Annotated in this window: 12 protein-coding genes; all 12 read left to right on the forward strand. The window is 65.2% G+C overall.

Going from position 1 to position 14,124, the window contains the following annotated elements; all coding sequences use genetic code 11:
- Positions 1-14: 14 nt before the first annotated feature.
- The 12 genes from uvrA (at position 15) to secG (ending at position 14,068) form a co-directional block, all read left to right on the forward strand.
- The gene (gene uvrA, locus AC6CH3_RS10255) at positions 15-2,942 is read left to right on the forward strand and encodes an excinuclease ABC subunit UvrA (protein WP_498132343.1); all 2,928 of its coding nucleotides are present in this window, start codon (positions 15-17) and stop codon (positions 2,940-2,942) included.
- 142 nt (positions 2,943-3,084) lie between these two features.
- Complete coding sequence (locus tag AC6CH3_RS10260; protein WP_498132344.1) at positions 3,085-3,801, forward strand: HAD hydrolase-like protein; 717 nt, start codon at positions 3,085-3,087, stop codon at positions 3,799-3,801.
- Complete coding sequence (locus AC6CH3_RS10265; protein WP_498132345.1) at positions 3,788-4,456, forward strand: lysophospholipid acyltransferase family protein; 669 nt, start codon at positions 3,788-3,790, stop codon at positions 4,454-4,456. Before AC6CH3_RS10260 ends, AC6CH3_RS10265 begins: the two co-directional genes overlap by 14 nt.
- A gap of 40 nt (positions 4,457-4,496) precedes the next feature.
- Positions 4,497-6,512: an excinuclease ABC subunit UvrC gene (uvrC, locus tag AC6CH3_RS10270; RefSeq protein WP_498132346.1), complete on the forward strand. Its 2,016-nt coding sequence runs from the start codon at positions 4,497-4,499 to the stop codon at positions 6,510-6,512.
- 103 nt (positions 6,513-6,615) lie between these two features.
- The gene (gene rapZ / locus AC6CH3_RS10275) at positions 6,616-7,539 is read left to right on the forward strand and encodes an RNase adapter RapZ (protein WP_400576779.1); all 924 of its coding nucleotides are present in this window, start codon (positions 6,616-6,618) and stop codon (positions 7,537-7,539) included.
- Complete coding sequence (locus AC6CH3_RS10280) at positions 7,539-8,552, forward strand: gluconeogenesis factor YvcK family protein (protein ID WP_498132347.1); 1,014 nt, start codon at positions 7,539-7,541, stop codon at positions 8,550-8,552. Before rapZ ends, AC6CH3_RS10280 begins: the two co-directional genes overlap by 1 nt.
- A gap of 9 nt (positions 8,553-8,561) precedes the next feature.
- Positions 8,562-9,542, forward strand: a complete 981-nt coding sequence (whiA, locus tag AC6CH3_RS10285) for a DNA-binding protein WhiA (protein ID WP_230117204.1) — start codon at positions 8,562-8,564, stop codon at positions 9,540-9,542.
- Between the two features lie 168 nt (positions 9,543-9,710).
- Entirely contained in the window at positions 9,711-10,334 is a 624-nt protein-coding gene (locus AC6CH3_RS10290) for a superoxide dismutase (RefSeq protein WP_400576524.1), read from the forward strand.
- Positions 10,335-10,601: 267 nt separating this feature from the next.
- Entirely contained in the window at positions 10,602-11,612 is a 1,011-nt protein-coding gene (gap, locus tag AC6CH3_RS10295; RefSeq protein WP_494036678.1) for a type I glyceraldehyde-3-phosphate dehydrogenase, read from the forward strand.
- 10 nt (positions 11,613-11,622) lie between these two features.
- On the forward strand, positions 11,623-12,849 hold the full coding sequence (locus AC6CH3_RS10300; RefSeq protein ID WP_498132348.1) for a phosphoglycerate kinase: 1,227 nt from the start codon (positions 11,623-11,625) through the stop codon (positions 12,847-12,849).
- Between the two features lie 97 nt (positions 12,850-12,946).
- Complete coding sequence (gene tpiA / locus AC6CH3_RS10305; RefSeq protein WP_494036680.1) at positions 12,947-13,762, forward strand: triose-phosphate isomerase; 816 nt, start codon at positions 12,947-12,949, stop codon at positions 13,760-13,762.
- Between the two features lie 48 nt (positions 13,763-13,810).
- Positions 13,811-14,068 carry a preprotein translocase subunit SecG gene (gene secG, locus AC6CH3_RS10310; RefSeq protein WP_498132349.1) on the forward strand — a complete coding sequence of 86 codons (258 nt, stop codon included), beginning with the start codon at positions 13,811-13,813 and terminating at the stop codon, positions 14,066-14,068.
- The last annotated feature ends 56 nt before the right edge of the window (positions 14,069-14,124 follow it).

The raw sequence follows: 14,124 nt of genomic DNA on the forward strand, positions 1-14,124 counted from the left end.
ATTAGCATTGGATGGTGCCTAAAGCCGTAGCCGAAGAAACAGCCGTAGATGCCCCCTCCGCCGTCGTGCCCCTGACCTCTGCGAAGCCCGCGCGTCCGGACCTGTCCCGTCTGATCGTCAAGGGCGCCCGGGAGCATAACCTGCGCAACGTGGACCTCGATCTTCCTCGCGACGCCATGATCGTCTTCACCGGACTCTCCGGATCGGGAAAGTCGTCCCTCGCCTTCGACACGATCTTTGCCGAGGGCCAGCGCCGCTACGTCGAATCACTGTCGGCCTACGCCCGGCAGTTCCTGGGTCAGGTGGACAAGCCGGACGTCGACTTCATTGAGGGTCTGTCTCCGGCCGTGTCCATCGACCAGAAGTCGACGAGCAAGAACCCCCGCTCCACCGTCGGCACCATCACCGAGATCTACGACTACATGCGCCTCCTGTGGGCGCGAGTCGGCCGGCCGTACTGTCCGGTCTGCGGGGAGCCTGTCATCAAGCAGACGCCGCAGCAGATCGTGGACCAGCTGCTGGAGCTCGAATCGGGCACCCGGTTCCAGGTGCTCGCACCCGTGGTCCGCGGCCGCAAGGGCGAATTCGTCGACCTCTTCAAGGAGCTGACCGCTAAAGGCTATTCGCGTGCCCGGGTGGACGGCGAACTCATCCAGCTCAGCGATCCGCCCAAGCTCGGCAAGCAGTTCAAGCACACCATCGAAGTGGTGGTGGACCGACTCGTGGTCAAAGAGGGCATCAGCCAGCGGCTGACCGATTCCATCGAAACGGCCCTCGGGCTGGCCGAAGGCCGCGTGCTGGCCGAGTTCGTGGACGTCGATGCCGATGCGCCCGACCGGCTGCGGGCGTTCTCCGAGAACCTTGCCTGCCCCAATGAGCACCCGCTGGCGATCGATGAAATCGAGCCGCGGTCGTTCTCGTTTAACAACCCCTTCGGCGCCTGCTCGGCGTGCAGCGGCATCGGAACGCGGCTCGAAGTCGACGAGGAGCTGATCGTCCCCAACCCCGAGCTCTCCCTCGCAGAAGGCGCCATCGCGCCCTGGTCGCTGGGCACCGCCACCACTGAATACTGGAACCGGCTCCTGGACGGGCTTGCCAAGGAGGTGGGCTTCTCCATGGATACCCCGTGGGAGAAGCTGCCCAACGACGTCCGCCAGACCGTCCTCCACGGCAAGGACCACAAGGTTGTGGTCCAGTACCGCAACAGGTTCGGCCGGGAGCGCAAGTACAGCACCGGCTTCGAAGGTGCAATCCAGTATGTGCACCGCAAGCACGGCGAGACGGATTCGGACTGGGCCCGGGACCGCTACGAGGAATACATGCGGCAGGTTCCCTGCCCTGCCTGCAACGGCGCCAGGCTCAACCCGGCGTCGCTGTCGGTCCTGATCAACGGCAAGTCGATTGCCGAGGTCGCTGCGCTGCCCATGCGCGAGTGCGCCGCATTCCTCAACAACCTGGTGCTGACAGGACGTGAAGCGCAGATCGCCCACCAGGTCCTGAAGGAAATCCAGGCCCGGCTGACCTTCCTGCTGGATGTCGGCCTGGAGTACCTGAACCTCGAGCGCCCGTCCGCTACACTGTCCGGCGGCGAAGCCCAGCGGATCCGTCTTGCCACGCAGATCGGCTCAGGCCTCGTCGGCGTGCTGTATGTGCTGGACGAGCCCTCCATTGGCCTGCACCAGCGGGACAACCGCCGGCTGATCGAAACGCTCACCAGGCTCCGGGACATGGGCAACACGCTCATCGTTGTGGAGCATGATGAAGACACGATCCATGAAGCCGACTGGATTGTGGACATCGGCCCCGGGGCGGGGGAGCACGGCGGGCAGGTGGTCCATTCGGGCTCCTACGAATCCCTGCTGACGAACAGTGCATCCCTCACGGGTGAGTACCTCTCGGGCCGCAAGAAGATCGGCATCCCCAAGAAGCGGCGAAAGTACGACAAAAAACGCGAAATCAAGGTCGTCGGCGCCAGGGAAAACAACCTCGTCAACGTCGACGCCGCCTTCCCGCTGGGTCTCTTTACTGCCGTAACCGGGGTCAGCGGCTCCGGGAAATCGACCCTCGTCAACGAGATCCTCTACAAGGTGCTGGCCAACAAGCTCAACGGCGCCAAGCAGGTTGCCGGACGCCACCGCACGGTGCAGGGGCTGGAGCACCTCGACAAGGTGGTCCACGTTGACCAGAGCCCGATCGGCCGCACCCCCCGCTCCAACCCGGCCACCTACACAGGCGTCTTCGACAATATCCGCAAGCTGTTCGCCGAGACCACCGAAGCCAAGGTCCGGGGCTACATGCCCGGACGGTTCTCCTTCAACGTCAAGGGCGGCAGGTGCGAGGCATGTTCCGGTGACGGCACCCTGAAGATCGAGATGAACTTCCTGCCGGACGTATACGTGCCGTGCGAGGTCTGCCACGGTGCCCGGTACAACCGCGAGACGCTCGAAGTGCACTACAAGGGCAAGACCATCGCTGACGTGCTGAACATGCCCATCGAGGAGGGCGCCGAGTTCTTCGCGGCCTTCTCACCGATCGCCCGCCACCTCAACACCCTGGTGGACGTCGGACTCGGCTACGTGCGCCTGGGCCAGCCCGCCACCACGCTCTCCGGCGGCGAGGCCCAGCGCGTCAAGCTGGCCGCCGAACTCCAGAAGCGTTCAAACGGCCGCAGCATTTACGTTCTGGACGAGCCCACCACGGGCCTGCACTTCGAGGACATCCGCAAGCTGCTGCTCGTGCTCCAGAGTCTGGTGGACAAGGGCAACACCGTTATCACCATCGAGCACAACCTCGACGTCATCAAGAGTGCGGACTGGATCGTTGACCTCGGACCGGACGGCGGCTCGGGCGGCGGCCGGATCGTGGCATCGGGGACGCCCGAGCAGCTGGCCAAATCGAAGGATAGCCACACCGCGACGTTCCTGGCCGAGATTCTCGGCTAGGAACCCACTCCGGCGGCGGGAGACCGGCGCCGCCGCGCACGGCGGCGAACCGCACCACCGAATCCGCCCATGCCGTACGGGGAAGTATTCCCCGTACGGCATGTGAATTTGTGCAGAGGTGCTCTCGTGAGAAACTAAGCCGGTGACTTCAACAATAGTGCCCGTGATCTTCGACCTGGACGGCACTCTTGTCGATCCGGCCGGCGGAATAACAGACGGAATTGCCGCGGCTCTCGCGGAATTCGGTATTCCCGTCCCAAGCCAGGATCTCCTGGACGCGATGGTGGGGCCAAAGCTGAGCGACTCACTGCTGACCGTCGCAGGCGTTCCGCCGGCCATGCTTAAGAACGTCATCCGCAGCTACCGGATGCGCTACCTGGACACAGGCATCTCGCAAAGCCGTCTCTACCCGGGCACCGCAGAACTCCTGGACAGCTACGCCGCAGCAGGACGGCCTGTGGCAGTGGCGACACAAAAGCCGGAGCACCTCGCACATATCGTCCTGGAACATCACAAGATAGCGCGCCGCTTCGCGGCGATCAGGGGCTCCTCTGTGGACGAATCCGCCGCAGCCGCAGGACCCGTCGGCAAGACCGGCATCATTGCCGCCGCCATGGCAGACCTCCGCACCCAGCACGCCATCATGGTCGGTGACCGTGCGCAGGACGTGGCGGGTGCAATTGCCAACGGTATTGACTGCATCGGTGTCAGCTGGGGCTTCGCCCCCGACGGCGAACTTGAGGACGCGGGTGCCGTGGCTGTGGTCCACGACGCGCCGGGCCTGCGCAATGCGATCGAAGAACTGGAATCGGTCCGGGCCGTGGCTTTGAGTGAGGTGCGCAACGATGGAGCTCTTTGACGGCATCAGGTGGACCACCCGCGGGCTGATTTCGGGCACGTGCCGGCCAACGGTGATTGGCCTGGAGAACGTGCCGAAGGACGGCCCGTTCATTGTGGCTCCCAACCATCTCTCCTTCCTGGACAGCGTGATCGTGCAGGCGCTGATGCCGCGTCCTGTGGCCTTTTTCGCCAAGGCTGAGTACTTCACGACGAAGGGCGTCAAGGGGCGCCTCATGAAGTCCTTCTTCGAGGCGGTCGGTTCCATTCCCGTGGAGCGCGGTGAACAGGCCGCGAGCGTGCAGGCGCTCAAGACGCTCCTGGACATCCTGGAAGACGGAAGGGGGATCGGCATCTATCCCGAGGGCACCCGTTCACGCGACGGGATCCTCTACCGCGGCCGGACCGGGGTGGGCTGGCTTGCCCTCACCACAGGAGCCCCCGTCATCCCTGTGGGCCTCATAGGCACGGAGAAGCTGCAGCCCGCGGGGCGCAACGCCGTGAAGCCCCAGCACTTCACCATGAAGGTCGGCGAGCCGCTGTATTTCGAGAAGACCGGGCCGGACCACTCCCTGCCGGCGCGCCGGCAGGTCACCGACCGCATCATGGACGCCATCGCAGAGCTCAGCGGGCAGGAGCGCTCCACAGGCTATAACCAGAGCAAGGTCATCGAGTAGGGACGGACAGCGGGCCTCGCCGGCTCAGTAGACTGGAAGCGTGGCAGATCCAGCAAGTTACCGACCCCAGACGGGTGAAATTCCTACCAATCCGGGCGTATACAGGTTCCGGGATCCCCACGGCAGGGTCATCTACGTCGGCAAGGCCAAGAACCTCCGCTCTCGCCTGAACTCGTACTTCGCCAACCCCGCGGGCCTCCTGCCGAAGACGCACGCGATGGTCCACGCCGCCAGCAGCGTCGAGTGGACTGTCGTCGGAAGCGAACTGGAATCCCTGCAGCTCGAATACACTTGGATCAAGGAATTCAAGCCGCGGTTCAACGTGGTATTCCGGGACGACAAGACCTACCCGTACCTCGCCGTCACGATGGGGGAGAAACTGCCACGCGTGCAGGTGATGCGCGGGGAGCGGAGAAAGGGCACCCGCTACTTCGGTCCGTACACTGCCGGCGCAATCAGGGAAACCATGGACACCCTGCTGCGTGTGTTCCCGGTGCGCAGCTGCAGCGCCGGTGTCCTCAAGCGCGCCCAGGCCAGTGGCCGGCCCTGCCTGCTCGGCTACATCGACAAGTGCTCGGCGCCCTGCGTCGGCCGTGTTACCCCCGAGGAACACCGGGCCCTGGCCGAGGACTTCTGCGCCTTCATGGGCGGCGAGGCCAAGCGCTTCATCGCGCGGCTGGAAAAGGACATGGCTGCCGCCGTCGCTGAGCTCGACTACGAGCGGGCCGCCCGGATCCGCGACGATATCGCGGCCCTCCGCAAAGTCTTTGAGCGGAACGCCGTGGTGCTGGCGGAGGACACGGACGCCGACATTTTCGCACTGCATGAGGACGAACTCGAAGCCGCAGTCCAGGTATTCCACGTCCGCGGCGGCAGGGTCCGGGGCCAGCGCGGCTGGGTGGTCGAGAAGGTGGAAGACTTCACCACGCCGGACCTCGTCGAACACCTGCTGCAGCAGGTCTACGGCGAGGACGCGGAAGTCCAGGGCAGGCTGCCCCGCGAAGTGCTGGTTCCCGTGGAGCCGAGCAATGCCGCCGAGCTGGCGGTATGGCTGGGCGGCCTTCGGGGCGCAAAGGTGGACGTCCGGGTGCCGCAGCGCGGCGACAAGGCTGCCCTGATGTCCACCGTCAGGGATAATGCGGAACACGCCCTCCGCCTGCACAAGACCCGGCGCGCGGGTGATCTCACCGTGCGGTCGCAGGCACTGCAGGAACTCCAGGAGGCCCTCGAGCTGCCCGTACCGCTGCTGAGGATCGAGTGCTACGACGTCTCGCATGTCCAGGGAACCAACGTGGTGGCCTCCATGGTGGTGGTGGAGGACGGGCTGCCCAAGAAGTCCGATTACCGCAAGTTCTCCATCACCGGGGCGGCGGCAACCGATGACACAGCCGCCATGCACGACGTCCTGACCCGGCGCTTCCGGCACTACCTCGTGGACAAGACGGCGCAGGTGGAGGCGTCCGACGCCGGGATGGCACCGCCGGAGACCGCCGGCGGCTCGGGAATTGCTGTGGCGGACACCACCACCCCCGCGCCAAAGGCCAAGTTTGCCTACCCACCCAATCTGGTGGTGGTCGACGGCGGAAAACCGCAGGTCAACGCGGCCGCCCGTGCCCTGGCCGGTCTCGGCGTGGACGACGTCTACGTGGTGGGGCTGGCCAAGCGGCTGGAGGAAGTGTGGCTGCCGGACAGTGACTTCCCGGTGATCCTGCCCCGCTCATCCCAGGGGCTGTACATGCTGCAGCGCATCCGCGACGAGGCGCACCGTTTCGCCATCTCATTCCACCGGCAGAAGCGCGGCAAGGCGATGACGGTTTCTGCCCTTGACGGTGTCCCGGGTCTCGGCGATTCCAAGCGCAGGGCTCTGCTGGCCCACTTCGGGTCCGTGAAGAAAATAAAGGCGGCCACCGCAGAGGAGCTTACGGCTGCCAAAGGCATTGGGCCTGCCCTCGCGGCTGCCATTGTCACCCACTTCAGTGCCAACGGTGCGGGAGCCGAGTCCTTGGACACCGTTCCGGCCATCAACATGACCACCGGCGAAGTGCTGGAAACTTAGCCCGCGTCCTGATTCTTAGCTAGGGTAAGTACGGACATCTTGCGGCGCGCAAGTAGTGTGCGCACGCACACGGCAGGCAAGAGCAGAAATGGGGCTGGAATTGATGGCAGAGCCGACGGCAGGAACCGGCGTGGATGAGGACGGCCTCACGCCCGTGAAGCCGGTCGAGGCCGAACTGCTCGTGGTGACGGGCATGTCCGGAGCCGGCCGCAGCACGGCATCCGATGCGCTGGAGGACCACGGCTGGTACGTCGTCGAAAACCTGCCGCCGCAGATGCTGGGTACCTTGGCAGAGCTCGTGTCGCACGCCCCCCAGACGATCCCCAGGCTGGCGGTCGTGGTGGATGTCCGGAGCAAGGCGCTGTTCGCCGACATCCGCGCGGCCCTCCATGCCCTGGCGGCCAGCGGGGTCACCTTCCGGGTGCTGTTTTTGGACGCAAGCGACGACGTCCTGGTCCGCCGGTTCGAGCAGGGCAGGCGCCCGCACCCGCTGCAGGGCGGCGGCAGGATCCTGGACGGCATCGCCGCGGAACGCGAGCTCCTGAAAGAGCTGCGGGATTCCTCCGACCTCGTCCTGGACACATCCACGTTCAACGTCCACGGCCTGGCCACCGCCATCACCGAACTCTTCTCGGAGACCGGCCCGGTGGCCCTGCGCCTGAACATCATGAGCTTCGGCTTCAAATACGGCCTGCCCGTTGACGCAAACTACGTGGCCGACGTCCGGTTCATACCCAATCCGCACTGGGTACCCAAGCTGAGGCCGCACACCGGCCTTGACCAGGACGTCAGCGACTACGTCCTCGAAGCCGAGGGCGTCCCGACTTTCGTGGAACGCTACGTCATGGCGTTGGAACCGGTCCTCGACGGATACCGCCGGGAAAACAAGCACTACGCCACCATCGCAGTGGGCTGCACCGGCGGGAAACACCGATCGGTGGCGGTCGCCGTCGAGCTTTCCAAGAAACTGGCGCAATATCCGCGCGTCACGGTGACCACCACCCACCGGGACCTGGGCCGCGAATAATGGGCGTGCTGACCGGCCCGCTGCCCCTCGTTCCGCCGTCAGGGCTGGCGGGCTCGCAGCAGGCCAAGGGCCCATCTGTCGTTGCCCTTGGCGGAGGCCACGGCCTCGCGGCATCCCTCTCGGCGCTGCGGCTGCTGACCTCCGAACTGACGGCGATCGTCACCGTGGCGGACGACGGCGGATCCTCCGGCCGCCTCCGCCAAGAGTACGGCGTCCTGCCGCCCGGCGATTTGCGCATGGCCCTGTCGGCGCTGTGTGATGACACCGACTGGGGCCGCACGTGGCGCGACGTCATGCAGCACCGCTTCCGGTCCGGGCCCGGCGGCGGTTCCCTGGACGACCACGCCATGGGCAATCTGCTGATCGTCACCCTCTGGGAGCTGCTCGGCGACGCCGTGGCCGGGCTGAAATGGGCCGGAGCGCTGCTTGGGGCCCGTGGCCAGGTCCTGCCGATGTCCACGGTGCCACTCACCATCGAGGGCGACGTGCGGGTTACCGCACCGGACGGCAGCAGCACGCTGACCACCATCCGGGGCCAGGCGCGCTGCGCCGTCGCCGGTTCGCTGGAAAGCGTTCGGCTCATGCCGGAGGAGGCGCCGGCATGCGTTGAAGCCCTTTCCGCGATTGAACTTGCCGACTGGGTGATCCTTGGCCCGGGGTCCTGGTACACCTCGGTCCTTCCGCACCTGCTGTTGCCTGAGATGCGGCAGGCGCTGTGCGACACGCCGGCCAAGCGCTGCCTCACCATGAACCTGGCCATGGACACGAAGGAAACCTCAGGGATGTCCGCCGCCGACCACCTGCGCGTCCTGCGCAGTTATGCACCGGACTTCACGGCCGACGTCGTGCTGGCCGACCCCGCATCCGTATCGGATGTGAAGGAATTTGAGCGGGCCGCGGGGATGATCGGAGCCGAGGTTGTCTTGGGTAAAGTAGGGGCTTCGGGTCAGCGTCCCGTCCACGACCCCCTGCGGCTGGCAACGGCCTACCAGGATATTTTCGGGAACAGTTAGGAAGGTGCCATGGCACTGACAGCATCAGTCAAGGAAGAACTGTCCCGCCTGGACATTAAGAAGTCATCGGTACGCAAGGCCGAAGTGTCGGCCATGCTCCGCTTCGCCGGAGGGCTCCACATCATCTCCGGCCGGATCGTCATCGAAGCCGAGGTGGACCTGGCTTCGACCGCCCGGCGCCTGCGGGCGGCCATCGCGGAAGTGTACGGGCACCAGAGTGAAATCATCGTGGTTTCCGGCAGCGGCCTGCGGCGAGGCAGCCGCTACGTGGTGCGTGTAGTCCGTGACGGCGAGGCACTGGCACGCCAGACCGGCCTCCTGGACACCCGGGGACGCCCGGTGCGGGGTCTTCCGTCGGTGGTGGTCAACGGGTCCGCCGCGGATGCCGAGGCCGTGTGGCGCGGCGCCTTCCTGGCCCACGGCTCCCTCACCGAGCCGGGCCGGTCGTCCTCCATGGAAGTCACCTGCCCCGGCCCCGAGTCCGCCCTGGCCCTCGTCGGAGCAGCCCGCCGGCTGGGAATCCAGGCCAAGGCGCGCGAAGTCAGGGGAGTGGACCGCGTGGTGATCCGCGACGGCGATACCATCGCCGCCCTGCTCACCAGGATGGGCGCGCACGACGCGCTCATGGTCTGGGAAGAACGGCGGATGCGAAAGGAAGTGCGCGCTACCGCCAACCGTCTGGCCAACTTCGACGACGCCAACCTCCGCCGCTCGGCGCAGGCCGCCGTGGCTGCAGGCGCACGGGTTGACCGCGCCCTGGAGATCCTGGGCGACGACGTCCCTGAACACCTGAAGTACGCGGGGGAGCTCCGCGTGGCGCACAAGCAGGCCAGCCTCGACGAGCTTGGCCGGCTTGCGGACCCGCCCATGACCAAGGACGCAATCGCCGGCCGGATCCGGCGCCTGCTAGCGATGGCGGACAAACGCGCCTCCGATCTTGGCATTCCGGGGACGGATGCCAATGTGACGCCGGAAATGCTGGACGAGTAACGGCGCCCCTAGAATCAAGACCAGATGGTGGACTAACCTGACGGGCCGCGACTTCCGGGCCCAAGTCAGCCAGTTCCCGCCATTGAGATTTCCGGATGACCCGTCGTCCGGATGCACAATCCGAGAGTTACCAAACCGGACAAACTGTCCACGACATTGGAGGATTTTGTGACCGAGTACGTTCTGCCCGAACTCAAGTACGACTACGCAGCGCTGGAGCCCCACATCTCCGCGAAGATCATGGAGCTGCACCACAGCAAGCACCACGCAGCCTACGTCACGGGCGCCAACAACGCGCTGGCCCAGCTCGCCGAGGCCCGCGACAAGGGCGACTTCGCCAACATCAACCGGCTCTCGAAGGACCTGGCCTTCCACACGGGCGGCCACGTCAACCACTCCGTGTTCTGGAACAACCTTTCCCCGGACGGCGGCGACAAGCCGGAAGGCGAGCTGGCGGCAGCCATCGATGACGCCTTCGGCTCGTTCGACGCTTTCCGCGCCCAGTTCTCCGCTGCGGCACTCGGCCTGCAGGGCTCCGGCTGGGGCTTCCTTGCCTACGAACCCATCGGCGGCAACCTGGTCATCGAGCAGCTGTATGACCAGCAGGGCAACGTGGCACTCGGCACCACGCCGCTGCTCATGCTGGACATGTGGGAGCACGCCTTCTACCTCGACTACGTCAACGTCAAGGCTGACTACGTCAAGGCATTCTGGAACATCGTGAACTGGGCCGACGTCGCGCAGCGCTTCGCCGCAGCACGTGCCAACGCCACGGGCCTGATCACCCTCTAGCCATGTGACCAGCGCAACAAGCACTGGTAACAAACTTCACATTCAGTCCGTTTAGGGCCGAAATGTGGACGGTCCGCCCCCGCACTTGCGGGGGCGGACCTTCTTAAACGTAAGATGGATCACGGAAGGCGGTTAGCCTTCAGCAATGTGGCTGGTCGCCCTCCGATCTGGTAATCATCTCTGCCCAATGGCGTGCGGGATCTGTTAGTTGGCTTGAACGCCCGCTCAACTAGTTGTGCTTCACAGAGCACCAAGGAGACTGAAAAAGTGACCACCCGTATTGGTATCAACGGCTTTGGCCGCATCGGCCGCAACTACTTCCGCGCAGCACTTGCACAGGGTGCCGACCTCGAGATCGTCGCCGTCAATGACCTCACCAGCCCCGAGGCACTGGCCCACCTGCTGAAGTACGACTCCGTCGGCGGCCGCCTGACCGAAACCGTTGAGGTCAAAGAGGGCAACCTGGTCGTGAACGGCAACGCCATCAAGGTCCTGGCCGAGCGTGATCCGGCCAACCTGCCCTGGGGCGAGCTCGGTGTCGACATCGTCATCGAATCCACGGGCTTCTTCACCAAGGCAGCAGCCGCCAAGAAGCACATTGACGCAGGTGCCAAGAAGGTCCTGATCTCCGCACCGGCTTCCGACGAAGACATCACGATCGTCATGGGCGTCAACCATGAACTGTACGACCCCGCAGCACACCACATCATTTCCAACGCCTCCTGCACCACCAACTGCCTCGGCCCGCTGGCCAAGGTCATCAACGACGCCTTCGGCATCGAGCGCGGCCTGATGACCACGGTCCACGCCTACACGGCTGACCAGAACCTGCAGGACGGTCCGCACAACGATCTCCGCCGCGCCCGCGCCGCCGCCATTAACATGGTTCCGACCTCCACCGGTGCTGCCAAGGCCATCGGCCTGGTCCTGCCGGAACTCAAGGGCAAGCTGGACGGCTACGCCATCCGCGTTCCGGTCCCCACCGGCTCCGCCACGGACCTCACCGTCACCGTCGCCCGCGAAACCACGGTCGAAGAAGTCAACGCCGCCCTGCGGAAGGCAGCGGAGTCGGACGAACTCCAGGGAATCCTGACCTACACCGATGCCCCCATCGTCTCCTCCGACATCGTGGGCGACCCCGCGTCGTCGATCTTCGACTCCGGACTGACCAAGGTCATCGGCAACCAGGTCAAGGTTGTTTCGTGGTATGACAACGAATGGGGCTACTCGAACCGCCTGGTGGACCTCACGGAGCTTGTTGCCGCAAAGCTGGGCTAGGGTTAGCTACATGACATTTCACACCCTCAACGAACTGATCGCTGAAGGTGTCCGCGGGCGGTACATTCTCGTCAGAAGTGACCTGAATGTGCCGCTCGACGGCTCTACAGTGACTGACGACGGCCGCATTAAGGCCTCACTGCCAGTGCTGGGAAAGCTGACGGACGCCGGTGCCCGCGTGCTGGTAACAGCCCACCTGGGCCGCCCCAAGGGCGCCCCGGATGACAAGTACTCGCTCAAGCCCGCCGCGGCGCGGCTGGCCGAGCTTGCGTCGTTCCCCGTCTCGCTTGCCGAGGACACGGTTGGACGTTCGGCGAAGGAGCTCGCCTCCTCGCTGGAAGACGGCCAGGTCCTGGTCCTCGAGAACGTCCGCTTCGACGCCCGCGAAACCAGCAAGGACGACTCCGAGCGGGGCGCCTTTGCGGATGAGCTGGTAGCACTGACCGGCGGGAACGGCGCCTTCGTGGATGACGCTTTCGGTGCGGTGCACCGCAAGCACGCCAGCGTGTACGACGTCGCCACGCGGCTTCCGTCGTACCAGGGCGACCTGGTCCACACGGAAGTGGAAGTGCTGCGCAAGCTCACGGCAGACACCCAGCGCCCCTACGTGGTGGTACTCGGCGGCTCGAAGGTTTCCGACAAGCTCGCTGTCATCGACAACCTGATCGGCAAGGCTGACACGATCCTCGTCGGCGGCGGCATGCTGTTCACCTTCCTCGCAGCAGAAGGCCACAAGGTGGCCGGAAGCCTCCTGGAAGAGGACCAGATTCCCGTTGTGCAGGACTACCTCAAGCGCGCTGCCGATGCCGGCACGGAGTTTGTGGTGCCCACCGACGTCGTGGTTGCCGCGAAATTCGCCGCGGACGCAGACCATGAGACGGTCAGTGCCGACGCCATCGAAAGCAGCAGCTTCGGCGCCCAGGGCATCGGCCTCGACATCGGGCCGGATTCCGCGAAGGCATTCGCGGAGCGGATCCAGGCTGCCAAGACGGTGTTCTGGAACGGCCCCATGGGCGTCTTCGAATTTGAAGCGTTCTCCGGTGGCACGCGCGCCATTGCGCAGGCGTTGACGGAGACGGAGGCCTTCACCGTGGTGGGCGGCGGCGACTCCGCCGCTGCAGTCCGGACCCTCGGCTTCGCCGACGACCAGTTCGGTCATATTTCCACTGGAGGCGGCGCCAGCCTGGAATACCTTGAAGGCAAGGAACTCCCCGGCCTGAGCGTTCTGGACCGCTAAGCACTCCCAGCCGGCAGGGCGCCCGAGCCGCAGGTTTCGGGCGCCCTGCCGGCTGCTTCCCTGATCAGCACATTTGAGCCGCACTTTTGGAGAACACGTGACAACGTCAACTAACGGCAGCTTTGACCGCACCCCCCTGATTGCGGGCAACTGGAAGATGAACATGGACCACGTCCAGGGCATCACACTCCTGCAGAAGCTGGCCTGGACCCTGTCCGACGCCAAGCATGACTACAGCCGGGTGGAAGTAGCCGTCTTCCCGCCTTTTACTGACCTTCGCGGCGTCCAGACGCTCGTCCAGGGTGACGAACTCGACGTCGCCTACGGCGCGCAGGACCTGTCCCAGTTCGACTCCGGCGCCTACACCGGCGACATCTCGGGACAGTTCCTGAACAAGCTCGGGTGCAAGTATGTACTGGTGGGGCACAGCGAACGCCGCACCATCCACAATGAGTCTGATGACGTGCTGAACGCCAAGGTCAAGGCCGCCTACCGCCACGGCGTCACTCCCGTGCTGTGCGTCGGCGAAGGCCTGGAAATCCGCCAGGCCGGCACCCACGTCCAGCACACGCTGGACCAGCTCCGTGCTGACGTTGCGGGGCTCGCGGCAGAACAGGCGGCCGAGCTCGTGGTCGCCTACGAGCCTGTCTGGGCCATCGGCACGGGAGAAGTTGCCGGACCCGAAGACGCCCAGGAAATGTGTGCAGCCATCCGGGCCGAGCTGACCCAGCTGTTCGGCGCCGACGTCGCGGCCAAGGTGCGGCTGCTGTACGGCGGCTCCGTGAAGGCCAACAACGCCGCGGCCATCCTCAACGAGCGCGACGTTGATGGCGTGTTGGTCGGCGGCGCCAGCCTCGACCCGGCCGAGTTTGCTAATATTGTCAGGTTCGAGAGTCACCTGGTGACGGACTAGTCCGGACACCGGTCAACTCCCGCATTTCCAATCTTCTGAAAGGCCGTCGTGGACGTTCTTCATGTCATTCTGCAGATCCTCCTGGGCGTCACCAGCCTCCTGCTGACTTTCCTCATCCTGCTCCATAAGGGACGTGGCGGCGGTCTGTCGGACATGTTCGGCGGCGGAATGAGTTCCGGGCTGAGCTCATCGGGTGTCGCGGAAAAGAACCTGAACAGGTTCACCGTCATCCTGGGCATCACCTGGGGCGCCGTGATCATAGCGCTCGGCCTGCTGATGCGGTTCACGGGCGTCGCCGACTCCTAGCCCGCCCCTTGCCTGGCCGGTAGTTCCGGTCACGCCCCTGGCACCACTGACGCCAC

The sequence above is a fragment of the Arthrobacter sp. GQ119 genome (genome assembly GCF_059759125.1).

Excerpts from the sequence above, each read along its gene's own strand:
- AC6CH3_RS10265 (WP_498132345.1), top strand. The coding sequence starts at position 3,788 with ATGGAGCTCTTTGACGGCATCAGGTGGACCACCCGCGGGCTGATTTCG.
- rapZ (WP_400576779.1), top strand. The coding sequence starts at position 6,616 with ATGGCAGAGCCGACGGCAGGAACCGGCGTGGATGAGGACGGCCTCACG.
- AC6CH3_RS10280 (WP_498132347.1), top strand. The coding sequence starts at position 7,539 with ATGGGCGTGCTGACCGGCCCGCTGCCCCTCGTTCCGCCGTCAGGGCTG.
- whiA (WP_230117204.1), top strand. The coding sequence starts at position 8,562 with ATGGCACTGACAGCATCAGTCAAGGAAGAACTGTCCCGCCTGGACATT.
- AC6CH3_RS10300 (WP_498132348.1), top strand. The coding sequence starts at position 11,623 with ATGACATTTCACACCCTCAACGAACTGATCGCTGAAGGTGTCCGCGGG.